Genomic DNA, 25,949 nt, shown 5'->3' on the forward strand with positions numbered 1-25,949 from the left:
TTTAAACGCGAAAATGATTTCAAAAAGGCTTCCAAATTTATTACACGTACAAAGGTCTTTGAACAAGCTTTTTTCGCGATTTTGATAGCCCCATCTTGACTGGATCGGGCCAAAAATCATTCTGGTATTCTAATAAACGGTTTTTTCTGGATTCTGGTAAAGAAAGCAGGTAAAAATCTTGTACCTTGGAGAGCTATTCCTTACTATGAAATCCGTCGTTCATGAAATTTATCTCTCCGTTTCCGGAGAAGGAATTTCAACAGGTTTGCCTACCATTTTTGTCCGATTTGCGGGATGTTCTCTCAGATGCGGAATGGATGGAAATCGCAAATTATGGTGCGACACTCCGTACGCACTTTCTCCGAATGCGGGAAAACAAATGGAGTTGGAAGATGTGATCTCGGAGATAGGATCCATTACTTCTTCTCCTACACAAATACTTTTGACGGGCGGAGAACCATTAGAAAATTCGAATAGGATTTTCAGCCAGGCATTGGCGAAAAAATTGAAACAGTCGAGGCAAGTTTCGGGGCTTTATACGAGGGTGAGGGTGGAGACAAACGGTGCAGAGCCTATCTCCGGTTTAGAAAATATGGTATTTACTCTGGATTACAAACTCCCCGGTTCCGGAATGGAAAACAAAATGATCTTGGATAATTTGGAATTTGTCCGGGATAGAAACGATAATCTGGACGAGATTAAATTCGTAATTAGAGATAGAAAGGATTTCGATAGGACTTTGGAAGTGATAGATCGTTTTAAGTTAAAGGGAAATCTTCTGGCTTCTCCCGTATTCGGAGAGCTAGCTCCCGAAATCCTTGTAGATTGGATCAAAGAAAATAATAGAACGGATCTGCGTCTTTCTTTGCAGACCCATAAATATATCTGGGGAGAAAAAAGGGGAGTTTGATCTTGGACTCTACTTTGCAGCTCAGTCTAGATTTCGAATCCGACTCTTCCAGCGGATTCAGAGGGGATTCCTGTTATCTCAAGGATGAACCGGAATTAGGGATTGGAAGGATAGAAAGTTCCGACTCGGGAAAATTCCAGATCTATTTTCCATCTTCAAATACCAGAAAAACGGTTTCTGAAAACTCAAACAGACTCAAAATTATAGGAGCGTATCCGACCGCATTTACGGAATCTTTCGCAGATCCTGAGCTACTCGATCTAAGTCTACAAGCATTCGAGTTAAAACTCACACACGCATACGATAAACTTTCCGCTTTATCTAATTCCAGAACTAGGCTTCTTCCTCACCAAATAGAATCCACTTTCGTGGTAGTGAACTCACTTAGACCAAGATTTATTTTGGCGGACGAGGTAGGATTAGGCAAAACGATAGAGGCGGCTCTGGTTATGAAAGAGCTGATCTTTCGGAGAGGTTATAAAAAGGTTTTGGTTGTGGCTCCTTCTCCTCTTTTGGTCCAATGGAAACAGGAGTTAAAGAATAAATTTAACGAAGACTTTGAGATCGTTAAAAGAAAGAACTTCTTAGCCACGGGCGAGAAAAATTGGAAGAATTTCAAACATGTAATCACTTCCGTAGACTTTATCAAAAACCCTAAATATGCCGAAGAGATCCTGAAAACAAAATGGGATATCGTAGTCTTTGACGAGGCACATCGTTTACGAAGGGATTATCATAAGGTCACTAGAGCTTATCTATTCGCGGAGAAGATCGCCAAAAAATGCGAATGTTTGCTTCTTCTTACCGCTACACCTTTTAGAGGAAAATTAGAAGAGCTGTATTATCTGGTCCACTTAGTGGATCCGAATTTGCTCGGACCATATCATACTTTTATAAACGATTATGTTCTTGGAAATAAAAACGGATTAAAAGAAAAGATCTCGAAAGTTCTTTTAAGAAGAAGAAAGGTAGAAGTGGGCGGATTTACCAAACGATTCGCCAAAACCGTAAAGATAGAATTGTCCAACGCAGAGAGACAATTTTACGACGAGACCACCGAATACGTTCGTAGAGAATACAATCTAGCGATGAGAACCCAAAATCGGGCGATCGGGTTCGTGATGATCGTATTCCAGAAATTATTGGATTCATCCGTATTCGCACTTCTTTCCGCATTGTCCAAGCGTAAGTTCATGCTGGAGAATAGGCTCCATCGTTTACAAGCAGTCGGAAACAAATTAGAGGAATGGGACTTGGATGAAACGGAAGGAGTGGAAGATTTCGTTTCCGATCTGGACGAATCCGCTCCCTCCGATCTGGCAAATCTTAGAAGGGAATTATTGTCCTTAAACAGGTTGATCCTTTTGGGTAAAAAGATCAAAGAAGATCGCAAAAGCCAGAAGCTGAAAGAAACGATCGCAAAGCTCAAAAAAGAAGGGCATCCTAAATTTATAATATTCACGCAATTCAGAAGTACACAGGACTTCTTAGCTTCTACTTTATCGGAATACAAGGTCACATTATTCCACGGATCTTTAAGTGCGGATGCAAAAGAAGACGCAATCTCCGAATTCAGAAAAACTTCAGAGATATTGATCTGTACGGAAGCCGGCGGAGAAGGTCGTAACCTTCAGTTTGCAAACGTTCTCTTCAATTACGATCTACCGTGGAGCCCTTTAAAGATCGAACAAAGGATCGGAAGAATTCACAGGTTCGGTCAGAAGGACAATGTATTTATTTTTAACTTTGCTTCTAAAGACACAGTTGCGGAAAGAATTTTAGAAGTACTCTCCAATAAGATCAAACTTTTCGAAGAATCGATCGGAAACTCCGACGAGTTACTCGGAGCTATCGAAGACGAATTGGATTTTCATTCCAGCTTCATGAGATTCGTCACGGGAAACAAAAAGTTAAGGGAAGTGGAAGAGGAGATCGACCAAAGGATCAAGATCGCCAAAAAGGGTTTCGAAAAACTGGGATCTTTGGTAACTCCTAAATTATTGGATTTTAATTTAGAAGATTATTATAAAACTACTCTACAAGAAAGATCTTTTACAAACCAACACTTAGAGACATTTTTTGTCCGATACGCTAAAAAGTATTCGGATCGATTGAATTTTAAACTCAAAACTCTAAAGCCTCAGATCTATGAGTTGGATGGAGTGAACTATAAAGGAAAGAAGGCCACATTTAATTCCGAACTTGCACTCGCAGACGACGGTTTGGAATTTTTAGCATTCGGACATCCTTTGGTCGAAGAGGCTGTCCAATCCTTTCTGAAAGATAGATCCGGTTGGAAAGTTGGATTCTATAGGACTTCCGGCAATTTTTTATACTTCGTATTTATAGTAGAATTCAAATTTTCTTTGGACAGAAAAGAATTGTTCGTTGTGGAAGTGAACCGACGCAGCGGGAATGCCAAGGTATTGGAAAGCCTTCCCGAGATCGTAAGAGAGAACCGATTCAGATCCTCTGAAACACAACTACCGCAAGATACGGAAAAACATTTCGTGATCGCCTGCGAGACCTTAGAGTTTGCATTAGAAGATAGAAAAAAAGAATTATACGAACAAACCAAGGATCTATTCCAAAAAGAAGAATACAAGATCCGGAACAGCAACCAAAACACACTGCGCCAACTCGAAGAAAAACTGATGAGGCAAGAGGCTGCTTTTAAATGGGAAGGAAGACCCGAAAAAAAATCCGCAATGAATCGAACTAAGAACGAGATCCAAAAAGTAAAAGAGGATTTCGAAGTGGAGTTGCGAAAGGTAAAAGTTGGAAAAGAGATCCACCATCGTTTTGAACTTTTCCAAGCATATCTTCCGGGTTCGGATTAAGTTAAATTAGGGACCGTCTTAAACCTTTTATATTCCGGTTTTTACTGCTGGACATTGGCACCCGCTATCCGCTTTTGTTAAACTACTCCGCCAAATATTCGGCCTTAGGAGACAGTTTACGTGAAATTATCCCTGGATTGGATCAACGATTTTACCCCGATTAAGGATGTGTCCCTCGAAGATATCCTGAAAAAAATTGCGGCTTCAATATGTGAAGTAGATGGGGTCGAAGATTATTTTTCTCATTTAGAGAAGGTAGTTTTAGTAAAGATCGATTCCTTAGAAAAACACCCGCAGGCAGACAAACTCCAAGTCGCGCAGGTTACGGACGGTAAAAATAAGATCCAAATCGTTTCAGGCGCTCCGAATTTAAAAGTAGGGGACTTGGTTCCATTGGCAGTTCCAGGCGCAGAACTAGGAGATAAAAAGATCCTAGAGTCCGAACTGAGAGGAGTAAAAAGCTCCGGTATGCTTTGTTCCGAAAAAGAACTGGGCCTTTCCGAGGAAGATGCGGGAGTCATGGTCTTGGATGATCCGGATGCAAAACCCGGTTTGAATCTGAGAGAGCTTTTTGGGTTCAGAGATACTATTTTAGATATTGATAATAAATCGATCACACATCGCCCGGACCTATGGAGCCATTTCGGATTTGCAAGAGAACTTGCCGCTCAATTAAATCTACCGATCAAGTTTAATCCTTTGGAAACAGACTGGGAATTTTCCAAAAACTTGACTTCTCCGAAAGTAAAAGAAACGGATTACGCGCATTCTTACTATTCTTCTGCTATCGAAGGGATCCAGATCAAACCTTCTAATAAAACCGTTCGTTCCCGTTTGAAAAAATGCGGAGTGAGGGTGATCAATAATGTGGTGGATGTTTCCAATTATCTCTTATTGGAAGCGGGGCAGCCGACTCACTTCTTCGATTCGGATAAATTATTCGCTCAAGGCGGGATCGAACTAGAAGTGGATTATGCAAAGAAGGACGAAAGTTTTTTACTTCTAGACGAAACTTCTCCCAAACTTGATCCCGAAATTTTGATCATCCGTAACGCTAAAAAGGGAGTAGCGATTGCAGGTGTGATGGGTGGTGCGGATACCGCAGTGGATTCTAATTCTAAAAAAGTTATTTTAGAATCCGCGGTTTTTCCGAGAGAGTTTGTTCGTAAGTCTATTCGAAAAACGGGAATTCGTTCGGAGTCTTCCATTCGTTACGAAAAAGGTCTGGAAGCGACGACCGCTCTTCCTATCCTCAAAAGAGCCTTAAATCTTCTGAAAGAGAACGGTTGTCCGGATCTGGAGGCAAGTCTTCCTGCCGGATACATTCATACTGCGGATAAAAAAGTAGAAATAGAAGTCAGTTTAAATTTCTTAAATAAGAAATTAGGAACGGAAATCGATCAATCGACTTCGGATAAGATCCTAAAACAACTTTCCTTCTCCACGGAATGGAAAGGAGATACCGTTAAGGTGCTTGTTCCTAAATACAGGCATAATTACGATATCACTATTCCCGAAGATATTGTAGAAGAGATAGGCCGCACATTGGGATACGCTTCTATTCCGGTCCGTCCATTGGCTTCGGATGTAAAACCTCCTGCTCGTAATTTCTCCAGAGAGTTGGAAAAACATCTAAAAAGAGCATTCTCCCAAATCTTAGGATACAACGAAGTATTCAATTATTCTTACGCCTCTTCTAAAGATAATTCTTTCGAAGGAGAAGTAAAAGATTCTATCAAGATCCTGAATGCAATGCCGGATGAGCAGGCATATTTAAGAACTTCTTTATATCCTTCTCTTTTGAAAAATATCAGGCTCAATGGCGATCGTTTCGAAAAACTGAAAATTTTCGAATTCGGCCGCACTTATAAAAAAGCAGAGGAGCCTTTTAACGAATCCAAATGGTTTGTTTGGGCGGTTTCTTTCGGTAGGAAGTCCAACGAAAAGGATTTAAACGTATTAGAGTCCGATTTCTTGGACGTTAGAACAGGTATCGAAAAAGTATTAAGACATTTAAATTTAAGAGAGATCGAATGGAAGATAGAAGAAAGAAGCTATTTTCATCCTAAGGCTTCTCTTTGCTTATTCGTTTCCGGAAAAAGAATAGGGGAGTTAGGATACGCTCATCCTGCAGCCTTGGATAATGCCGATATCAAAAAGAGAGTCATTTTAGGAAGATTCGAATTCGCTTCATTGCTGGAAGTATGGACCGTGGATCGGAACACAAATTATTTTGCCGCTCCGTCTCATTTCCCTCAAACGGAGATCGATCTATCTTTGGTGATGGATCTGAATGAATCCTCTTCCAAGTTCAGTGATGCTGCTGTCCGAGAAAAATTCCCGGAGCTGCAGGATGTAAAAGTTACAGTCGTATTTACGGGTGGAAATCTTCCTGAAAACAAAAAGTCCGTTTCTTATAGATTTAAACTTTTGAGCCAAGACAAAAACTTGACCCAAGACAGGATCAAAGAGATCACGGATCGCCTCATCCAAATTGCGAATTCTTCCGGTTATCCTCTTCGTTAAACTATGAAAATCCACGAGACGGCATTTATCCATCCGGCTGCAACTGCATTCGGAATGTTGGAGATGGGACCTTTATCTTCTCTCTGGCCGGGTGCCGTTGTTCGTGCGGATCTAAATGAGATCAAATTGGGAGAAGGTGTAAATATCCAGGATAATAGTACACTTCATACCGATTCCACCGGAAGTTTATTTATAGACGATTATACATTAGTAGGTCATAATACAATGCTTCACGGCTGTAAGATCGGTAAGGGTTGTCTGATCGGAATAGGTGCGATCATTTTGGATGAGGCGGAGATCGGAGATGGAGCGATGATACTCGCAGGTTCAATGATCCGCGGTGGTAAAAAAATCCCGCCTAGAGCGATGGTGATCCCGAAAAACGGGGACATCGTTATCTACGAAAAAAAAGCAAAACCTGAGATGAGTATCGCAGGTTGTTTGGAATACATACAATTGGCAAAAAGATTCCAAGAGAACGTATTCAAACCTTTCACAAAAGAAGAAGAGAATTCGTTTATAGAAGAAGCAAAGTCCATCATCAAAAGATACGGCATATAATTCTTATCTAAACTTCTCCTCTACTTTCGATTTGATATAAATCAATTTTTCCTAACTCGATTTCTGATTCGTCCTGAACCTTGCCTGCTAATCCTTGTTATAGTTTTCCGCAAAACGACTTATAAGGATGATCTCATGTATGACGAAAGGGTTATAGAAAAAATCAGAGGTATTTGGAAGACCTTCGATCTTTCTTTAGGAATTCCTGAAATAGATAAACAACATCTTTGGTTGATCGGGATCCTTGCGGATTTAGAAGATAAACTGGAGTCGGGAACCAGATCCGCACTGGAAACTACGTTTACGAATGCACTTTCTAAAACCTTGGATTATGCATCCGAACATTTCGCTTTAGAAGAGAAACTTCTGGAGAGTATAGGTTACACAAAACTAGGACAACATAGATTGCAGCATATGCGGTTTCTCACTGCCTTAAAGAATCGGGTCCGAAAGAATTTCGAGGGAAACTTCGAACAAGCAGTGATGGAACTGCTGAAAAACCTGAAAAAGTGGTTATTCAGACATATTCTCAGCGAAGACAGACAGTATGTCGATCTTGCGGACATTAATATCACTCAGGAAATTTCTTCTTCGCTGAACGAACAGCTGAGAACTTCTCCTCATGCCAAGGAAATCGAAAATTTGTATGCTGCGGTGGTATATTCCGCTAAACAGACGGTCTCGAAGGAATTTAACGTTATAGGAGAGGATAATTTAAAGCTGATCTCCGACCTTTGGTATCGTTATAAACTCAAAACAGGGATTGCGATCGTGGATATCCAACATCTATGGCTTTTGCAATTATTGGTGAAAACGGATAAGTTATACAAGCAGAAGTTGAAACAAGAGATCGGTAGCGAGTATTTGAGTCTTGAACTGAAAAAAGCGATCCAAGAAACGATAGAATATATTAGGGAACATTTCAGCACGGAAGAAGCGATTATGCATAATTTTCGCTATATCGGAGAAAGGAACCATCAAAAACAACACGAGAATTTTAATATACTCATCAACGATATGATTGAAAGAAGTGAAAAAGAGGAATTAGAGTCATTGGCAATCTTGATCCAGGATCTAAAGGATTGGTTAGTGAGTCATATCGCCATTGAGGATAAAAAATTATTCTATTTTTTCAGGTCCAGGCTCCCGGAAGTCAACGAATATGTTAGAAATTTGAATCGTGAAGGAAAGATCCATATCTGGAAGGAAGCGGTCATGATCTACAAACTATTGGTAGAATACGAGGATATTACTAGGGAAAAGACACCCGTTTAAGAACGACGAAGTTCGTAATCGTTAATTGGAATTCTCCTTTTTTTCGCTAAGCGTTTGGATCGTATTTAGGATCTTTTTATTTTTCTCGGAAAACTCTGACTCCGGTACGGTCCCCGTAAAAATGTACACAAAACTTTCCTTTAAAAAGATCCATTGTAAAGTGCGGACCTGTTTTTTTACCTCGGTATTGGGGAGAACGAACTTAGATTCTAAAAAGATACATTTTTCCTTTCCGAAACTGCATTTTTGAGGAACGGAAAGTATTTCATATTCTTTGTATACATTCGAATACAGCCCTCCTATCGAAGCTACGTAATCCTCGAGGGTTGCCCAAGAATATTTAGGAGGAATCGGCTCCGACACAAAATTAATATTGGTCCTGATTTCGGAAGTTTTGTTTTGTTCCGGTTCAAAAAGATAGAACATCACCTTAACTTGTTTATCATTTTGGGATTCTCTTTTGTTTTTGGAACGATTCGGTTCGGAACCGTCACGATTCGGATCATATTCCTCATAGATCCAACCTTCATAATTCAAGACTAAGCCAAGCTCAGGGATCTCGATTGTTTTTTTGACTTCCGGAACTTTTTCAAAACAGGCAAAACATAAAATGATCCCTGGTAATAAGAAGGCCAGACTGTAACGTTCTAAGAAGTTCATGTTCACGTTTTTGAAATTTTGATTTTATGTTTAACTTTTTCTTCTTCTGAAAAGTAAACCGGACCAAACCGAATCGATTGCGCAGACTTTAACGTCTACCAATCCTGTCTTCAAGCCTATTTCTCGGATCATATCTTCTTTTAAGTCGGTTTTCACGCCGGAACTCATCTTCGGCCAAGAGATCCAAACCATACCTTTGTCCGCTAAGTAATCCGGGAACTTGGGAAAGTTTTTAGAAAGTTCGTCTTTGGTCTTACAGAAAAAATGAATATAATCGAAACTTCCCGCTAACTTCTTCTTGAATGTAATATTAGGAGGAAGTTCTTCCAATAAACCTTTAAATTCTTTTGGCTCATTGATTATGATCGCGTTCTGGCCTTCTTTAAATCCTAACTTTTTGGCCAAGGGGGTGCCTGAATATCCTGCCATAGTTCCTCTGTTCGAATTCGGATACGAAAGCCGAAAAGAAAATCTCAGGCTACAAAAAAACCGGCGTGGAAGCCGGTTCTTTTGAAATACAAAGGAAGTGTTGTGCTATTCTTAGTAAGGGAAACCTGCGAAAATTTTCGCTCTTGTGTAGATGTCCGCTACGGAGAATCCGAAAAGAAGAAGTAAGAACAAGAAGCCGGATCCGAAGATCACTCTGTTCATTACATTATCATACTTTAGGTGCATAAAGTAAGCTAATACTAAGGAAGCTTTGATGGTCGCTACAAGCATAGCGATCACAGTGTTCATTGCTCCGAAGTCAACTTGGGCTACTAATACTGTGATGATAGTTCCAACGATCAGTGCGGCAAACACTAAAGAATACGTTTGAACGGAGATCAGATGATGCCCGCCATGTCCATGCTCTTCTGCATGAGAAACAACTGAGCCGGGTTGAAGTTTGGTCTTACCTGCTTCGACTGCTTTTAGTAAAGCCTGACCAATCAAAGTAGACTTATTCTTTTCAAGATAAGCCTTCAGTCTATCCTCTTCTACGATTTGAGCCAACAAGTTAACGGCAAATCCGGCAACGGTAGCGTTTACGATCGCTCCCGCTCCGATAACAAATCCGGTGAAGGGAATCATGAATCCGATACTTACGATAATATACAGCGCGTAATTGAGAAACAGTTCCATCTCTTTTCCTGAAACCTGAGTAATATCTGCAGGCAGAGTTCCCCGAAGGGGATTGGAACCAGTCTCGGAGGCAGGTAAAGAATCACAAGTACATTTCAGGCGCCCAGAACTCGGTTACCGCTATCCGAAACAATTTTGGCCTCTTCCCAAGGATCTTGAGATTTTTGAGCCGGTAAGCGGACCCAAATTAGATTTCTCTGGTTCGGTCTTTTGTAAGGGGAGAAGAATGCGGAAAGTGGATAAATTTCCCAGCCTGTTTCCTTCTCCCAAACTTTTAATTTAGAATACGGGTCTTGGCTATGGACTTTAGGGAAGAAAAGAAGAAGGTCATTTCCCTTCTTTGGAAATTTTCGCCGGAGTTCCAATAACAAACAGCCCATGGTCCATCTAAAATTAATCTCCGAAATCGTGCGTAAAACTTCCGTTCCTTCGGATCTATAGAAAAAAGAATCCACGGAACCGAATCCTTCGTAGGTCGGATGGAATTTACAGATCCTTGAAAAAGGTTCAGACATTTCGGAAAGGTAATTTTCAATTTCTGAAAATTCTCCCATCCAAGTCCCTGAATATTTTCCTTTTTGATCGTTGAGTAGAATGGTAGCTTCTTCTATCTTAAATTTTCCGTTTTTCGCGGAGAATAATAAACTGAAATCTTTCGTTCGATCCACCCATGTCTCGATCCGAAAAGGTTCTTTTTTTACTTTTAAGAACATATCCGCCAGGTCTTTTAGTCCCGAGACATCTCTAAATTTCTGAGAACCTGCAAATCCGAACTCGGTCTTAAAAACGAATTTTTGCTCGGAAGAGAAGCGATCTTTTTCATTACGGAGAAACTTCTCCCAATCTTGCCGATTACGAATAGAGTAAGAAAAAAAATTCGGATTGTTCTCTTGGTTCCAATCATTTTGGTTCAATTTAGATCCGTATTCCCTTGCCGTTTCAAGAATAACCGGATCTATCTCTAAATCATTCTTTTCGGAATTCCAACGGGAGATTTTCCCCCATTCTTCCAACTGGATCTCTTTTTTATTTTGCAAAGATTGTTTTCGATTTCTGAGGAGAATAGGTTTTGGGATCTGTACACCCTTCTCCTTCCAGTATTCGATCCAATTTTCCTCCGGTGGTGAATGAGCTAAAACTTTTGCGGAGTCCGGAAATGAATTCAGAACTAAAAAAGAGGATTCTAAAACGGAATTCCTGGCTTCCAATTCTCTCGGAAATAATTTTCCAAGTCGGAGTTCCTCTTCGAAATAGGCATTCGGACGGAAGATTCGAGGCATAATCAGGAAAGAACCCTGGAAAAAATCCTTTTTAGGATCAAGATTAGGGTATAGTCTTTTCGATATTTAGAAGGAAGGCAGTTCTAATGAAAACCCTTATCTTTCTCATAATTTCCCTTTTGGCCGTATTCGTACAAATAGATGCGGCTCCTAAAATCCTGACTATGGAAGAAAGAGAGATCGAACGTCAGATCGAAGCCATCCGTAAGGCTGGGTTTTCGGACATTGAGATAGACAACTTGCACGCTTCTATCTCTCAGAATATCCATCAGATCAATAAGATCCTTCAGATGGATACCACCAAAAAAGCGTTAAGATATATCGGTGACGAGCCGCAGGAATTACCTCAATTCTTAAAAACGGATCGGGATAATAAACCGTATCTAGAATTAGACATGGGTTCCGGAGAATCTTTCTGGGACTTCCCTAAAACTTATCTTTTTAACGCTCGTATATTTATATATCCTGGCAGCAATCCTGAAAAACTAGAAAAAATTATTATGCAATTCAAGCGTACAAACTCGAACGGAGAAATTTTCGTCAGAGAAATGCGTAGAGTGATCAATATAGATCCTAAAGGACCTCAGATCGGAAGTGAAGGAAAAAGAACTCCGAACAACAATAAAGAGATCAAATTAGAATATTATTCCAGCTATGATACCGAATTGATCTGGCCGGATACTCCTGTCCAATCTATTGCACCTAGTGTGGAGACCAAACTACATGAGGAAACCAATCCTCTACCTTATAATAAACAAAAACAGATTATCGTAACGTACAAGAAATACCTTCGTAAGGTGGACAAGAATGTTCGCCATAAGTTGAGAGATCTGGAACTCAACCAAAAGAGACTTGTTTCTAAGATGTTGGAATTCCAATAAGAAAAAAGATTAGAACTTTAGAATAAGGGAAAAGGCGAGCCGATCGGTTCGGTTCGCCTTTTGATTATTGAGAAATATCATAGTATACTGCGGTTTCTACGAGAACTAGAAGAAGGAAAATCTGTGGCAAAATTAGCCGGATCTCTTGTCCTATTTGGACCAGGACCTTTTCGGGAAGTTAATAAACTTCTTAAACGATTATCTTCTATTGCATGACGTTAGTTTTCACTGGTTGGATAACGATTGTTATCCACCTGGGTGAAGTAATGTATCCCATAAACAGGGGTAAGGTCCCTAATTTAAGAATATCCAATGGATCTGAAAACGGATCAAAAAAATGTTTTCGGTTTCTCGCTTGCCTTTTCTTGGCGAAAAGGATTCTATTTACCGATGGCTATCCATTCCGTTTTCGGTAAATTACAATTCAAACCTGGCGAAGGGGAGATTTGTGTTTTATCTTCTCCTTATGAATTCGAACCTGCACTTTCCAGTTTAGGGGCTCCTGTAGATCGAGCGCTAAGGTCCGGAAAAAGATACAGACTCATTCTTGCCTTCGTTCAAACCGAAGTCGAGATACGTAATATCGCCTCAATGGTACCGACTACCTTGGTGGACGACGGGCTTTTATGGTTGGCCTATCCAAAGAAGACCTCCCGAAAATATAATGTATCCATTCATAGGGATGCGGGGTGGGATCCGCTCGGAAAGATCAGTTTCGAAGGGGTTAGATTGATCTCTATAGACGATGATTGGTCCGCACTTAGATTCAGGCATACTTCTCATATTAAGAATACGGAAAAAGATCCGAGCCTTACCGCAAGCGAAGACGGTAAGAAAAGGGTAGCACCGAAGAAAAAACCCTCCAAGAAGAAGGCCGTTCCTAAAAAATCTTCACCCAAGAAAAAAGCAGCATCCAAGTCTCCTAAGAAAAAGGTTAAAAAGAAATAAGAAGGATTTGATTTTTTCAGATCCAGGAATTTTTCTTAGGTTCTCTTACTTCTTTTTGCAAAAAGAAGTCTTTCCTGATATCTATCGGGATAGGTTCTCCAAAGGATCTCTTTTGGAGAACAAAGCGGTATACTTGCATGTCAGAAAAGTTTTCGGGCCTTTTAACCAAATTTATTTTTTATAATATAATCGGTATATTGCTGGTCCTTACTTATTGTACTCCGTCCGTCGATAAAACGCCTTATAAGGAATTAAGGGAACTCGCATTCGAAACGGAATACGATGATATAGGTATCAAAAATCCGAACGGAAAAACGGTCGTCTACGGGATCATTATGGATTGGCCCACCCAAAGAGAGATTGTCACTTTAGTCACATTCCTTTCCGGAGACGCTAGCTTATTTTTAACTTCGGGAGCTTCCTTTATTGGCGGTGGGGGAAGGGAAAGTATCCAAAAAAGTTCCATACGTTTGATCCACAAATATGCTTATCTTTGGAAAGAGGGAAAGAAGGTTCGCTGGACCCCGAATCCTGACTTGGATCAGGTAAGATTCTTTTTTTTAACCACACAAGGTACTTATTATCTGGAAGATACGGTCAGCGAAATAGATTCGGATACTTCTACCCTAACGCCAATGTTTGATGAGGCGCAAGCCGTGATCTCTGAAATAAGAATAGAAGCGGAAAAAGAAAAGGATGATGAGGACGAGTAATCAACTCGCGGAGTCCCTTCTTACGATCAGGTCACTGATCACTTTTTCTTCCGTGAGATATTTGCGATTCAAATACGAGATCGCGTAGTTCAGAAATTTAGGAATTTCTTTACCGGCATCCAATAGGTCCAATTTTGTTTGGGTCAATTCGTCCATCGTCGCCAGAGCCAATTTTCTTTGGCTCTGGTGGGTTTCAAATTCGTCCTCTGTATGGAATTCAGTGCCAGCCACAAACTAAGTATAAGAGTATAGTTTCGTATTTTCAAGCAAAAGCTTGGAAGAAGGAGAACTATTGCCCTCCGTTTTTCTCCCATTCCTTGGCTTTTTCGACCCCTCTTTTTTCGTTCACAAACATGTTGATGATCAAGGAAATAAAGAAGAATACGGCGACTACTAAGAACGCATTTCGTAGATCGAAAATTTTCTGTAATATACCGATCGCAAAAACTCCGATGGCGGCCGCCAATTTTCCGGAAAGACCCCAGAGCCCGAAAAATTCTCCCGATTTGGATTCAGGGGAGAAGATCCCAACAATCGCCCTACTTGCAGATTGGGTGGAACCGACTCCCGAACCTGCTAGAGTTCCAAAGATCACGAACACCCATTGTACGGATATATCCACACCTAGTCCGTTCACAAATCCAGTAATCTCTCTTACAAAATAAATTCCGATCAGACATAGTATCCAAAAGACCAAAGTGATATTAAAAGTTTTTTTGGCTCCGATCCTATCCTGAACGAATCCGAAGAAGATCGCTCCTATCATCGCAAAAAATTGGAGTAAGATAAATAACGCGGTTTCTTGTTCCGATGTGATCTTAATTTCCTGATTTCCGTATAGGAACGCAAACGCGATTACGATTGCAAGAGCAGCCATGGAGAAGAAAAGAGATATCAAATATATGACTAAATCTCTGAAGTAACCGATCGATTTAAGGGTTTCTATCAATTGACTGAATCCGATCGTAAGATAACTTTTTCCTTCCGGTCTTTCTGCATGCGGTCTATATTCTTTCAAAAGTAAGAATGTCGGAATTCCAGCTAGTAAAAAGAAGAATGCGGTCAGAGGTCCTACGTATCTTAAGGAACCGTAGATGGCAGGATCAATGGAAGGCGCCACGAAAGTTTGGACCAAGAATACGGAAAGTAAACCTCCCATATACCCGACACCCCAAGCATAACCGGAAATTTTTCCTAATTCTTCCTTTGGACCTAAATGTGGTAAGAAGGAAGAAGCAAAGTTTTCTCCGGATGCAAAGAAGAAGTTAGAAAGAATGATCAGAGCAAAACCTAATTCCCAAGAACCAGGAGTGGAAACTAACCAAAGAGCGGCAGTGCTGATTATACAGCTTATATAACTCCAAAAGAGAAACGCTTTCTTTTTCGCGGAGAAGTCGGAGATAGCGCCGAATAAAGGACCGGTTGCCACCACTAATAAATAAGAAAAAAATAAAGCTAAACCAAAAAGGAAATTCCCATCTTCATAAGGATTTGCCGGATTGGAGGAGATTGGGACAATTACTTCCGCGAAAACTCTGCAATAGATAACTGTTATAATTACAGTGGTATAACTAGAATTGGCGAAATCGAACATGCACCATCCGAAAATTTCCCGTAGGGGAGCGCGTTTGGTTACTTGCATTCTGTAGGTTTCCTTTATGGAATTTTCCGCATGAGGATGAGCTTGAAAGTCCAGCTGTCAACGAGAAATATCCCTCCTGGAATCCGTTATACGAACCTTTCTCCAAGGTTCAGGTTCTTGAGACCAGGATGTCAGGAGTATAATTCGTGTACCGAATGGAAAAAAAATTCTCTTGATCCGGGCCTTCTTATGTTTAGCTTGAGTGATGGTTTTGCTTTCGGCGTCCAATAATTAGAAGGCCTAATGAATTCTTCCGACTTTAGTCAAATAGACCTAAACGCCCTGATGCGACCCAGAAAGGTCTGCGTATGCAACCAGGTATCCGAAGAGGATATAACAAATTCTATTCGTCGAGGGAATGACACATTAGGTAAATTGATGAGAGACACGAATTGTTGTACCGGCTGTGGTACCTGTAGAGGAAGAGTTCTCAAATTGCTTTCCGAAACCCTCGCTTCTAAACCTCAATGAGCGGTCGTTTTGTATCCGTAAATATGGCTATGACCTTGGACGGAAAGGTATGCCGCCCCGATGGTAAATGGTACGGTCTTTCTTCCAGAAATGATAAAAGAAGAATGGACCAGATCCGCTCCGAAGCGGACGCTCTTATCCTCGGAAAAAACAGCATACTCAACGATGATCCTGTAACTCACCTCAGATATGTGGAATCGGAGAAGGAACCTAGAGCCATTCTTCTTGTCAGAACAGGAACAATTCCTTCCGATAAAAAAGTATTCCATTTTTCTAAAGTAAAACCGCTGCTATTTTGCACTTCTAATAACGAATCCCAGGTTAGGTCCGAATTATCCGAGTTTGCAGAAATAGTCACACTACAGGGGGAAGATCTGGCCCCGGAGATCATCCTGAACGAATTGGAAAAAAGGGGATATACCAAAATTCTTTTAGAGGGCGGTCCCAGACTGAACGATTCCTTTTTCAGATCGGGACTAGTGGATAGACTTTATCTTACGATTGTTCCATTTTTAATAGGGCAATTCGGATTACCTTCGATCACGGGAGGAGAATTCGCATACCGTAACTTTGATCAAGAGATTTGGAAATTGGTATCTTCCGAACAGAAAGAGCAGGAAGTATTTTTGATATACGACAAACAAAACAGCCCGGAAGTCCGATGAACGAGGGAAATCATTTTTTGCATAGATGGTTTTTTTTCGGGATCAGAAGTGTCCTGGTATTGGTATTCCTTCTTCTAATCTATTACCAAACCTTTCCGGAAAAAAGGATCTTATTCAGAGAGAACAAACTCATATACCTACCGGAGAATTTAGAATCCGTCCCGCTTGAAAACGATTGGGTAAGATTGGAAGAATTGCCACCCGGAAGTTTGGAATATTTGGTAGAAGTAGAAGATTATAGATTCTATAGACATAGAGGATATTCTTTAGCGGATATTCAATCTTCCATCCTACAGGCTGTATTTTTGTTCAGGAGGTTGAGAGGTGCAAGTACTTTGGATCAACAACTTGCCAGGACATTATTTTTATCCCGAGATAAAACATTAACCCGCAAATTGAAAGAGATCCGGATCGCGCAAGCATTGGATGAAGAGCTAGGCAAAAAGGGAGTTTTGGAATATTATTTGAATTTGGTATATTGGGGAAGAGGGCTGAACGGGATCTATAGATCTTCCAAATATTATTTTAATAAACATCCGGGAAATCTACTTCCCAGAGAATTTAAAGCCTTGGTCCAAATATTAAAAAAACCGGATGCGTATACCAGAGAAGAAGTCAGGGAACTTTCTTTAGGGTTTTGAAACTCGAAATCCGAATTTGCGCCTAGGTAAAAACCCGAAAATTCGGCTCTTTTCTACTTACTAAAAACTTCTATTTTTCTTTGAAAAAAAGTGGACTTCCGAGATTGGTCCGAAATACTGGCTATAGATTCTCGGTGGTTATAGAGAGAGGGTCACACCCGTTCCCATCCCGAACACGGAAGTTAAGCCTCTCATCGCTGATGGTACTGCATGGTTCGCTGTGTGGGAGAGTAGGACGTTGCCGGGTTTCTACCGCAATCATATAGGCCGGATTCATCTCCGGCCTTTTTTATTTCTCCAAACATTTTCCGTAAAATCAAAGCTTACAATTCTCGATGGGTCGATATCATTACGGTTTATTTCGTATCTATCGAATTCTGAACAGGGAGTATAAAGTTTGGAACCCGGCCGATCTACCTAAAGACTATTAGAAATAGTGAATATGATCAATGTAATGTGATCCATGGAATATCGACCGTTCGAAAAAAGATATTTCCAAATGAAATTTTTTTCCAAAATTTGGACCGTATTTATTTTGTAAGCTTGACGATTTAAAGACTCGATAGTAGAATGCGGACCGCTCTGAAGGTATGGACCCGGGGAGTTGATGTTAGATTAGATGGGCATTTTATATCCTAAATTCGGGTTCCAGTTGATGTACTATGGCGGTTGATTCCTGACTGTGCTTGGTCGGGAGGAATTCCCCTCCCGACCCACCTTTTTAAAACGATTCTAATATAATTTTTTTGAAATATAGGAAATTTATTTCGTTTTATTGAACTTACTTGTCCGGTTGAGATCGAACGGACTAAAAAATATTTTTCAGTCGGCGATAATTCAGGATCGCAAATTCTTTTTCGATATAGATCCTTGTCGAACCATTCGATTTAGGAGTCGATAGAATGTATCGTAAACCGATATATCTTTTAAAATTTATAACTAGTATTCTCTTTACAGGTGTACTTCTCATAGGTGGAACTTCTCTTTCTGCCGAGTCCCAATGCCAAGGTTTATCCAAAGGCCAATGTGAATCCGATTCTGATTGTACCTGGGTATCCGGCTATTCCAAACAAGACGGTACGAATGTTGATGCTTATTGCAGGGCGAAACCTGGAAAGGCATCCGATTCAGGAGATTCAGTAAAGAAATCTAAGGCTAAAAAGTCCGAAGATAAGGACGATGACGACGATCAAGACGAGCCTAAAAAGAAAAAATCTAAAAAAGACAAGGATGAGGATAAGGAATCCAAGAAATCTAAAAAAGATAAGGATGAGGACGATTCCGATTCTAAGAAATCCAAAAAATCCAAGAAGGACAAAGACGATGACGATGAGGGCGATTCCAAAAAACCTAAAAAGTCAAAGAAGTCTAAAAAAGACAAGGATGATGATGGAGACTCAAAGAAGTCTAAAAAATCCAAAAAGAAAAAGAAAGACGACTAATTCTGAACTTTCAATCTTTTGAAAATGAAAAGACCGGAGCGAAAACCCCGGTCTTTTTTATTATCTACGGACTTTAAGAAAAAATTAAAGATACGCCTCCGGAGGAAGGCAGGAACAAACCAGGTTTCGATCTCCATATACGTTATCTATTCTTCCTACATAAGGCCAGAACTTATGTTCTTTAGTCCAAGGTGCAGGATATGCTGCCTGTTCTCTGGAATATGCGTGGTTCCAATTATCAGAGATGACCATCGCGGAAGTATGAGGCGCATTCTTTAATGGGTTATCTTTAAGGTCCGCTTTGCCTTGTTCGATTTCTTGGATCTCAGCGTGAATGGAGATCATTGCTTCACAGAAACGATCCAATTCTTCTTGGGACTCCGATTCCGTCGGTTCTATCATCAAAGTTCCAGGTACAGGGAAGGACATAGTAGGAGCGTGGAATCCGTAATCCATCAGACGTTTTGCGATATCTTCTACTTCTACCCCGCTGGTCTTTTTAAAAGGTCTTACGTCCAGGATACATTCGTGTGCAACGAATCCGTTCTTTCCTTTGTAAAGCACTGGGAAATAATTCTCTAAACGTTTTGCAATATAGTTGGCGTTTAGGATTGCGGCCTTGGTTGCCTGCTCCAATCCTTCCGTTCCTAAGAGCGCGATGTAAACCCAAGAGATCAGCACGATGCTAGCGCTTCCCCAAGGAGCCGCGGATACCGCCCCATGTTCGTTGCCCGTTCCATTATCTACCAGAGGATGGCCAGGTAAGAAAGGTTTCAGATGTTCTGCAACACCGATCGGTCCGACTCCGGGGCCTCCTCCTCCGTGAGGAATACAGAAAGTTTTGTGCAAGTTCAGGTGGCAAACATCAGCGCCAATATTCGCAGGTCTTGTGATCCCTACTTGCGCGTTCATATTCGCTCCGTCCATATAGACCTGTCCTCCATTCTCGTGGATAATGGAACAGATTTCTTTGATCGGTTCCTCGTACACTCCATGTGTAGAAGGGTAGGTGATCATTAATGCAGCCAGGTTTTTAGAATGTTCTTTTGCTTTTGCTTTCAGATCTTCTAAGTCTACGTTTCCTTCGGAATCGCAGGCAACCACGACCACTTTAAATCCAACCATCGCAGCCGAAGCAGGATTGGTCCCGTGCGCGGAAATCGGGATCAGACAAATATCTCTGTTCTTATCTCCTCTGCTAATGTGATAGTTTCGGATCGCGAGTAATCCTGCATATTCTCCCTGAGAGCCTGCGTTTGGCTGGAGAGAAATTCCCGGGAATCCGGTCACTTGAGAAAGCCAGGATTCCAATTGAGAAAATACAGTTCTATATCCTTCTGTTTGGCTGGCCGGTGCGAACGGATGTATATTGGAGAACTCAGGCCAGGTTACAGGGAACATCTCCACTGTAGCGTTGAGTTTCATTGTGCAAGAACCCAGAGGGATCATGGAAGTCGTAAGAGAAAGATCTCTGGATTCCAATTTTCTAATATATCTCAACATCTTCGTTTCTGTGTGATGAGAGTTGAACACCGGATGTGTCAGATATTTAGAAGTTCGGACAAATTCGTTCGGGATGGAAATTCCTTCTAGCGAAAGATCTATCTTAGAGATCCCGAATACGGAAAGAATATCTTCTAGATCGGAAAATTCTACAGTTTCGTCTAGAGCGATGGCAATTCTACCATTTCCTAAGTTTCTGAAATTGATCTCTTTTTTGGAGGCAGCATCCAAGTATGTTTCAGCTTTGGATCCTAGATCTAAAACGATCGTATCAAAGAAGGTTTTGTTTAGAATGGCTAAACCTGCCTTCTCTAAATTTTTTGCCAATGTTTCAGTGAGTCGATGAACTCTAAGAGCGATATCTTTTAAACCTTTCGGTCCATGATATACTGCATACATAGAGGATAGAACTGCTAATAGAACCTGTGCTGTACAAATATTAGAAGTAGCCTTATCTCTTCTGATATGTTGCTCTCTCGTTTGCAAAGAGAGTCTAAGTCCCGGATTTCCTTGGCTATCCTTGGATACTCCTACAAGTCTTCCGGGCATATTTCTTTTAAATTCGTCTTTGGTAGCAAAATAACCTGCATGAGGTCCGCCGAATCCGTAAGGTAATCCGAATCTTTGGGAACTTCCTACGGCGATATCCGTTCCGAATTCTCCGGGAGCCTTTAGAACTGTAAGTGAAAGTAGATCGGCAGCACAGATGGTTAAAGCTCCGACAGTGTGGGCCAACTGGAAGAAACTTTCATAATTATATATTGTTCCTTCCGTTCCCGGATATTGCACTAATACGGCAAAATAATCTTCATTTAGTTCTGCGTTTAAATGGCTTCCAACTTTAACTTCGATCCCAAGTGGAAGCGCTCTGGTGCGAACCACATCGATCGTTTGAGGATGGCATAATTCGGAGATAAAGAGTAGTTTAGAAGTTTCGTTTTTGCGAATTCCAAAAGCTAAGAATACTGCTTCTGCGGCAGCTGTAGCTTCGTCCAAAAGGGAGGCGTTTGCGATCTCCAAACCGGTTAGATCCATAATCATGGTTTGGAAATTGAGAAGTGCCTCTAATCTTCCTTGGGAAATTTCCGCTTGGTAAGGAGTATAGGCAGTGTACCAACCCGGATTTTCCAAAATATTTCTTTGTATAACTCCAGGCATTACGCTGGCTTGGTAACCGGAACCAATATAAGAACGATATAACTTGTTCTTAGAAGCGATCTTTTTCAGATCATTTAAGATCTTTCTTTCGGTAGATGCCTTAGGAAGATCCAGGGCTTTTTCCAAACGAATTCCTTCCGGAACGGCTTTTGCCACCAATTCATCCAGTGCTGACAATCCAAGAGTGGACAACATTTCCTTGGTCTGATCTTCATCAGGACCTATATGCCTTCTGGGAAAAGTATCCAAAGGATCGAGAGGGTTCTTCATTTCAGTTTGTTTGCCGGATCCGTTCCAAGTTGCCGTACTCATTCTATTTTCCTAATCCAGTTTGCTCACGAATTCTCTGTAAGATTCGGGATCTAATAATTTCTCCAATTCGGAGGGGTTGAACCCTTTCACTCGGATCATCCAAGACCCGAATGGGTCCGAATTCACTGCTGCCGGGTTTTTGGAAAGGTTGCCATTAACTTCGACTACTTCTCCGCTGATTGGAGCGTACAAATCTTCCGCTGCCTTTACGGATTCGATTGTCCCGAATGTGTCTAGCTGTTTGATCGATTTTCCCACTTTTGGAAGGTCCACAAAAACGATATCTCCAAGTGCCGCTTGGGCATAGTCAGAGATCCCAATTAGTGCGGTATCTCCTTCTACCTTTACCCATTCGTGTTTTTCTGTGAACTTGTAGCCCGGAGGTGCGTTAGTTACTGCCATTTGAAAATCCTTAGTTTAATTTTTCCGAATGCTTCCCGGAATGAAAGATTGGGTGAATATGATTGCGGACTTTGCTTGTCCTCTGATTTCGATTTGGATCGATTCTCCATGTTTGATCTTTTCAGAATCTACGAGCGCAAGCCCTATTCCTTTTTTTAAGGAAGGGGAGAAGGTACCGGAAGTCGTGATACCTATATTTTTACCGTTCGAATCCAAGACAGGCATATTCTCTCTTGGGACTCCAGCTTCCTGAAGTTCGAAGGCCACGACCTTTTTTTTAGGTCCTTCTTTTTTTTCTGAGATGATCTCTTGGTATTTTGGATAAGGTGTTTTCTTTTCTTTTACGATCCAGCCTATGCCGGACTCGTTTGGACTTCTATTCTCGTCCAACTCATGACCATAAAGAGGATATTTTGCTTCTATACGAAGTGTGTCTCTCGCGCCTAAACCTACAGGAAGAAGTCCGTCTTTTTTTCCGAACTCCAAGAGTTCCTTCCAGATCTTGACACCCGTTGCATTGGAGCTATAAATCTCGAATCCGTCTTCGCCAGTATAACCTGTCCTAGAAAGGATGAGATCCTCTCCTGAAAAGGGGAATAACACGAATTTATAATATCCGATATGACTTAGATCCGATTGGAAATAAGAAGAAAGAATGGGATCCGCTTTGGGTCCTTGGATAGCGATCTGATGCCAGTTTGCACTTTGGTTCTCTAACTTTACGGAACTCGGAACGTATTTTTTTAGATACTCGTAAACCGAATCCACATTGGATGCGTTTGCACAGATCATATATTTTTGATCGTTGAACTTGTAGAGGGTGATATCGTCTACCAGTCCGCCTTTCTCATTGATGATCGCGTTATACTGCACTTGTCCATCCGTTAGAGAAGAAACCGAATTGCAGGTAACGGATTCCAGAAAACCGAGGGTGATGTCGGGCGGACCTTCGACAAAAATTTCTCCCATATGAGAAACGTCGAATAGACCGGCAGCTTGTCTAGTCGCTGTATGCTCGGCTATGATTCCTGAATATTGAACAGGCATATCCCAACCGCCGAAAGGGATCATCTTAGCGCCTAAAAGTTTATGCTCCTCATACAGAGGTGTGGTTTTCCATTGGGACATAAGCGTTTGGGGCCATCATTTCATCATAGTCCCTAGGGAAAAACAATTTTAGGCCCCTTTAAAAAAGATTTAAAGGCTTTCTTTAGAACGGTTCGACAAAAAGGTCCCGGGTTCGGTAAGCACTCCAACAAATCTCACACTGACGAAATTTGGGCGGCAGAGTTAAGAGATCATTCTTTCAATTTTTTTCTGACATAGATCACTTTGTCTACTTCAGCTATGAGTTTGCCGGTCTTTATATCTACGACCTGCGCGGTGAAAGTAACGTCCATTTTTCTTTTGCGATCCGTTTCTTCTTTGATCTCTTGTATTTTTTCCTTAGGGATATGGAACTCTGCTCTTACGGTTCCTTCTCCCGGCTTGAGGAATCTTATTGTCGCTGCTTTGTCCCAGACTAAATATCCGGGTCCTAAATGTTCGATCAGGATCAACATATAAAAAGGATCGCACATGGAGTAGAGAGATCCTCCGAATTGTGTTCCCACGTAGTTCTTATTAAAAGGAGTGAGTTTCATTGTGGTGGAGAATAAGGTTCTCTCTTTATTCAAGGCTTTTACCTTGATCCCGGCTCCGAAATAAGGAGGGTAGAAATTGAAAAAATGAAATTTAAGTCTTTGTAAAAAACCTGGTTGGGACATAGAAGATTCCTGATCTTTATTTCTAATTTTGTCCCAAACTAATAGGAGGCTCAAAAATCCGAGCTATTTTTGAAGAATATAATTGGTTTGTAAGACGGATCGATATCATACTCATATCCGAAAATTCTTGCTAAGAACGTACCCTTCTGATAGCAAGTAGAGGCTAAAATTTACACAGAATTCCCGGAGGGGGAATGAACCCGAATCAAATTGTGAAGAAAATCCAACCCTACCTAATTTCGATCCTTCTGATCTATTCCGTTATTTCTTGCGGAACCGTTGCCGAATATAAGATCGCATATAAAAAGCCGGAAGTAATCTCCAAAACCAGAGGACTGGTTGCGGGAATTTCCAAGGTGGACTTAACTCCTCCTCCCGGTTTACCTTTGGCAGGTTATTCCAAAATGGCCGAGACCGAAAAAGGTTTCCGTACCCGTCTTTATGCTAGGATTTTCTATATTAGGAAAGATGCAAATGAACCTGTTGTATTGATCCAAAGCGATCTTCTTTCCGGATCTCTGTTGATCCATCACTTGTTAGCGGAACGTTTGGCATCAAAAACGGATATTTCCTTTGGTGGAATCGTATTTGCCGGGACACATACTCATTCGGCTCCAGCTAACTTTTACGATAATAATTTTTACAACGAGTTCGCTTCAAATAAACCTGGATTCGATAAGGGTTGGACCGAGTTCGTACTGGATCGTTTGACGAGTGGAGTAGAAGAAGCTTACAAGTCAGCAAAGCCGGCTAAGATCGCATCCGGAAAAACAGCTATTTGGGGACTGACCAGAAATAGATCCTTGGATGCCTACCGCGCTAATAAAAATTCAGGATTTGAGGAATTAAAACCCGAGATCCAATACCAAGCAATCAATCCCGATCTAGTAATGATCCGTATCGATGCACAAGACAAAGACGGAAGATATAAACCTCTCGGGGCATTCTCCACATTCTCCGTACATGGGACCACAGTTCCGGATTCCAACGATGTTGCAAACGCAGATGTGTTTGCTTACCCAACTCGGATTTTAGAAAAGAAGATACGTAAAGATTTTAAACCAAGCTGGGATCCGATCCATGCTCTGAACAATTCCACGCATGGGGACAACTCACCCGATTACCGCGAAGACATGCAAGGTTTCATCGAATCCCGAAGAATAGGAGAAGCAATCGGAGAAGAAGCGGCTAAACTTTTCGATTCCTTGCAAAATTCTTTAAGTACTGATGCGAATCTTTCCTTTAATACAAGAGAAGTAGATCTATACGAAAACCAAAAGATAGGAGACGCTGAAATTTGTGATCGTCCTTATGTGGGAACCGCATTAACGGGTGGAGCGGAAGACGGACTTACACCGGTGCTGAACTGGTTGCCATTCTTTGCGGAAGGTTGGCCTCGTTGGTTTTTGACTGGCGGCTGCCAAGGTCATAAAAGGATCGTAGGTTTCAAATATCTGCAACCCATCGTTTTACCTAAATCCAAATTCCCTCATAAACTCCTTTTGCAGTCCGTGAAAATTGCGGATACACTTCTTCTTCCTGTTCCTTTCGAAGTTACTAAAGAATCCGGCAAAAGATTTGTGGATGAGGCATTAAAATCCAGTTCTCAACCGATCAAAAACGCATCCGTGATCAGTTGTGCAAACGGATATTTCGGTTATGTAACTACTGCCGAAGAATATACCCGCCAACATTATGAAGGTGGTCATACTCTGTATGGTCCAGGCACTCAACCGTTCTTACAGGCACATCTTGCAGACTTGACCAAAAATCTTCCTGCAGCAGGAGGAAAGGAATCTTTTCCTGCTTCTTGGAATTACGAATTGGATCGCTCCGATCGTTATCCTGAAACTGAAAAATCGGAAGGAGTAAGGGAATTGGTGGATTCTCCCGAGCTGATCTTAGCGGAAGAAAATCTGGAAAAACATTGGGTCTTCCGTTATAAAGATGTGGGTAGTTCTGAAATTTCCTTACATGAATCCTTAATTTCTATTGAATACAAAGAAGGTGCTTCCGATTGGAAAGAATTAATTCAGGATGGAGAACCCGTAGACGATAAGGGAGTGGATATAGAAATCAGGAAAACTTCCAATTCCGGCAAAGGAATGGCAGTTTACCAAGTTCGTTGGTACAACCCGGAACAAAATGCAAAACGAAAATATAGATTTGTAATCCATCCTCGTGCAGGCCAGGCCAAGTTCGTTTCTCCGGAATTCTGATCAAATTTT

General features: G+C 41.2%; 23 protein-coding genes and 1 rRNA gene. 14 read left to right on the forward strand and 10 right to left on the reverse strand.

The genetic code is table 11. The annotated features are described in order from the left end of the window. The first annotated feature begins 205 nt into the window (after positions 1-205). The 5 genes from LEP1GSC192_RS09225 to LEP1GSC192_RS09245 all read left to right on the forward strand — a co-directional run bounded on the left by LEP1GSC192_RS09225 (position 206) and on the right by LEP1GSC192_RS09245 (position 8,112). A complete protein-coding gene (locus LEP1GSC192_RS09225; RefSeq protein ID WP_020769454.1) occupies positions 206-910 on the forward strand; it encodes a 7-carboxy-7-deazaguanine synthase QueE in 705 nt (234 codons plus the stop codon). A gap of 2 nt (positions 911-912) precedes the next feature. Then, positions 913-3,750 carry a DEAD/DEAH box helicase gene (locus tag LEP1GSC192_RS09230; RefSeq protein WP_036089638.1) on the forward strand — a complete coding sequence of 946 codons (2,838 nt, stop codon included), beginning with the start codon at positions 913-915 and terminating at the stop codon, positions 3,748-3,750. 120 nt (positions 3,751-3,870) lie between these two features. Then, entirely contained in the window at positions 3,871-6,276 is a 2,406-nt protein-coding gene (gene pheT / locus LEP1GSC192_RS09235) for a phenylalanine--tRNA ligase subunit beta (protein ID WP_020769648.1), read from the forward strand. Positions 6,277-6,279: 3 nt separating this feature from the next. Beyond that, complete coding sequence (locus LEP1GSC192_RS09240) at positions 6,280-6,837, forward strand: gamma carbonic anhydrase family protein (protein ID WP_020769824.1); 558 nt, start codon at positions 6,280-6,282, stop codon at positions 6,835-6,837. Between the two features lie 135 nt (positions 6,838-6,972). Further along, entirely contained in the window at positions 6,973-8,112 is a 1,140-nt protein-coding gene (locus tag LEP1GSC192_RS09245; RefSeq protein WP_020769535.1) for a bacteriohemerythrin, read from the forward strand. Between the two features lie 21 nt (positions 8,113-8,133). Here the strand turns inward: LEP1GSC192_RS09245 and LEP1GSC192_RS09250 are convergent, their stop codons facing one another. The 4 genes from LEP1GSC192_RS09250 to LEP1GSC192_RS09265 all read right to left on the reverse strand — a co-directional run bounded on the left by LEP1GSC192_RS09250 (position 8,134) and on the right by LEP1GSC192_RS09265 (position 11,177). After that, positions 8,134-8,772, reverse strand: a complete 639-nt coding sequence (locus LEP1GSC192_RS09250) for a hypothetical protein (protein WP_020769639.1) — start codon at positions 8,770-8,772, stop codon at positions 8,134-8,136. A 30-nt stretch (positions 8,773-8,802) separates the two neighbouring features. Continuing rightward, positions 8,803-9,201 carry a DUF3052 family protein gene (locus LEP1GSC192_RS09255; protein ID WP_020769686.1) on the reverse strand — a complete coding sequence of 133 codons (399 nt, stop codon included), beginning with the start codon at positions 9,199-9,201 and terminating at the stop codon, positions 8,803-8,805. Positions 9,202-9,312: 111 nt separating this feature from the next. Then, the gene (locus LEP1GSC192_RS09260; RefSeq protein ID WP_020769881.1) at positions 9,313-9,897 is read right to left on the reverse strand and encodes a cytochrome C oxidase subunit IV family protein; all 585 of its coding nucleotides are present in this window, start codon (positions 9,895-9,897) and stop codon (positions 9,313-9,315) included. Between the two features lie 95 nt (positions 9,898-9,992). After that, complete coding sequence (locus LEP1GSC192_RS09265; protein WP_020769730.1) at positions 9,993-11,177, reverse strand: hypothetical protein; 1,185 nt, start codon at positions 11,175-11,177, stop codon at positions 9,993-9,995. Between the two features lie 86 nt (positions 11,178-11,263). On the opposite strand from LEP1GSC192_RS09265, the gene LEP1GSC192_RS09270 reads away from it, so the two are divergent. The 3 genes from LEP1GSC192_RS09270 (at position 11,264) to LEP1GSC192_RS09280 (ending at position 13,719) form a co-directional block, all read left to right on the forward strand. Continuing rightward, entirely contained in the window at positions 11,264-12,058 is a 795-nt protein-coding gene (locus LEP1GSC192_RS09270; RefSeq protein WP_020769887.1) for a hypothetical protein, read from the forward strand. A 390-nt stretch (positions 12,059-12,448) separates the two neighbouring features. Then, positions 12,449-13,006: a hypothetical protein gene (locus tag LEP1GSC192_RS09275; RefSeq protein ID WP_036089641.1), complete on the forward strand. Its 558-nt coding sequence runs from the start codon at positions 12,449-12,451 to the stop codon at positions 13,004-13,006. A 137-nt stretch (positions 13,007-13,143) separates the two neighbouring features. After that, positions 13,144-13,719 carry a hypothetical protein gene (locus LEP1GSC192_RS09280; protein WP_020769795.1) on the forward strand — a complete coding sequence of 192 codons (576 nt, stop codon included), beginning with the start codon at positions 13,144-13,146 and terminating at the stop codon, positions 13,717-13,719. Here the strand turns inward: LEP1GSC192_RS09280 and LEP1GSC192_RS09285 are convergent, their stop codons facing one another. Continuing rightward, the gene (locus tag LEP1GSC192_RS09285; RefSeq protein ID WP_036089500.1) at positions 13,720-13,950 is read right to left on the reverse strand and encodes a hypothetical protein; all 231 of its coding nucleotides are present in this window, start codon (positions 13,948-13,950) and stop codon (positions 13,720-13,722) included. A 58-nt stretch (positions 13,951-14,008) separates the two neighbouring features. Next, on the reverse strand, positions 14,009-15,361 hold the full coding sequence (locus LEP1GSC192_RS09290) for an MFS transporter (RefSeq protein WP_036089503.1): 1,353 nt from the start codon (positions 15,359-15,361) through the stop codon (positions 14,009-14,011). Between the two features lie 243 nt (positions 15,362-15,604). Between LEP1GSC192_RS09290 and LEP1GSC192_RS19470 the strand changes: the two genes are divergently transcribed. The 5 genes from LEP1GSC192_RS19470 (at position 15,605) to LEP1GSC192_RS09310 (ending at position 18,580) form a co-directional block, all read left to right on the forward strand. Continuing rightward, entirely contained in the window at positions 15,605-15,832 is a 228-nt protein-coding gene (locus tag LEP1GSC192_RS19470; RefSeq protein WP_081603584.1) for a bacterioferritin-associated ferredoxin, read from the forward strand. Further along, on the forward strand, positions 15,829-16,497 hold the full coding sequence (locus tag LEP1GSC192_RS09295; RefSeq protein ID WP_020769490.1) for a RibD family protein: 669 nt from the start codon (positions 15,829-15,831) through the stop codon (positions 16,495-16,497). The genes LEP1GSC192_RS19470 and LEP1GSC192_RS09295 overlap by 4 nt, the downstream gene beginning before the upstream one ends. Next, positions 16,494-17,138, forward strand: coding sequence for a biosynthetic peptidoglycan transglycosylase (locus tag LEP1GSC192_RS09300; protein ID WP_020769704.1), 645 nt, complete (start codon positions 16,494-16,496; stop codon positions 17,136-17,138). The genes LEP1GSC192_RS09295 and LEP1GSC192_RS09300 overlap by 4 nt, the downstream gene beginning before the upstream one ends. A 130-nt stretch (positions 17,139-17,268) precedes the next feature. Beyond that, positions 17,269-17,385 (forward strand): 5S ribosomal RNA (gene rrf / locus LEP1GSC192_RS09305). Between the two features lie 655 nt (positions 17,386-18,040). After that, complete coding sequence (locus tag LEP1GSC192_RS09310) at positions 18,041-18,580, forward strand: hypothetical protein (protein WP_020769784.1); 540 nt, start codon at positions 18,041-18,043, stop codon at positions 18,578-18,580. 84 nt (positions 18,581-18,664) lie between these two features. Here LEP1GSC192_RS09310 and gcvP read toward each other — a convergent pair whose 3' ends face one another. The 4 genes from gcvP to LEP1GSC192_RS09330 all read right to left on the reverse strand — a co-directional run bounded on the left by gcvP (position 18,665) and on the right by LEP1GSC192_RS09330 (position 23,721). Next, complete coding sequence (gene gcvP / locus LEP1GSC192_RS09315; protein ID WP_020769690.1) at positions 18,665-21,553, reverse strand: aminomethyl-transferring glycine dehydrogenase; 2,889 nt, start codon at positions 21,551-21,553, stop codon at positions 18,665-18,667. A 9-nt stretch (positions 21,554-21,562) separates the two neighbouring features. Next, entirely contained in the window at positions 21,563-21,955 is a 393-nt protein-coding gene (gene gcvH, locus LEP1GSC192_RS09320; RefSeq protein WP_020769605.1) for a glycine cleavage system protein GcvH, read from the reverse strand. A gap of 15 nt (positions 21,956-21,970) precedes the next feature. After that, the gene (gene gcvT / locus LEP1GSC192_RS09325; protein WP_020769573.1) at positions 21,971-23,083 is read right to left on the reverse strand and encodes a glycine cleavage system aminomethyltransferase GcvT; all 1,113 of its coding nucleotides are present in this window, start codon (positions 23,081-23,083) and stop codon (positions 21,971-21,973) included. Between the two features lie 170 nt (positions 23,084-23,253). Then, positions 23,254-23,721, reverse strand: a complete 468-nt coding sequence (locus tag LEP1GSC192_RS09330; RefSeq protein WP_020769861.1) for a YiiD C-terminal domain-containing protein — start codon at positions 23,719-23,721, stop codon at positions 23,254-23,256. A 194-nt stretch (positions 23,722-23,915) separates the two neighbouring features. Here LEP1GSC192_RS09330 and LEP1GSC192_RS09335 point away from each other — a divergent pair, with 194 nt between their 5' ends. After that, a complete protein-coding gene (locus LEP1GSC192_RS09335) occupies positions 23,916-25,940 on the forward strand; it encodes a neutral/alkaline non-lysosomal ceramidase N-terminal domain-containing protein (RefSeq protein WP_020769507.1) in 2,025 nt (674 codons plus the stop codon). Positions 25,941-25,949 lie beyond the last annotated feature (9 nt).

It is taken from the genome of Leptospira sp. B5-022, assembly GCF_000347035.1.
Taxonomy (GTDB): domain Bacteria; phylum Spirochaetota; class Leptospiria; order Leptospirales; family Leptospiraceae; genus Leptospira_B; species Leptospira_B cinconiae.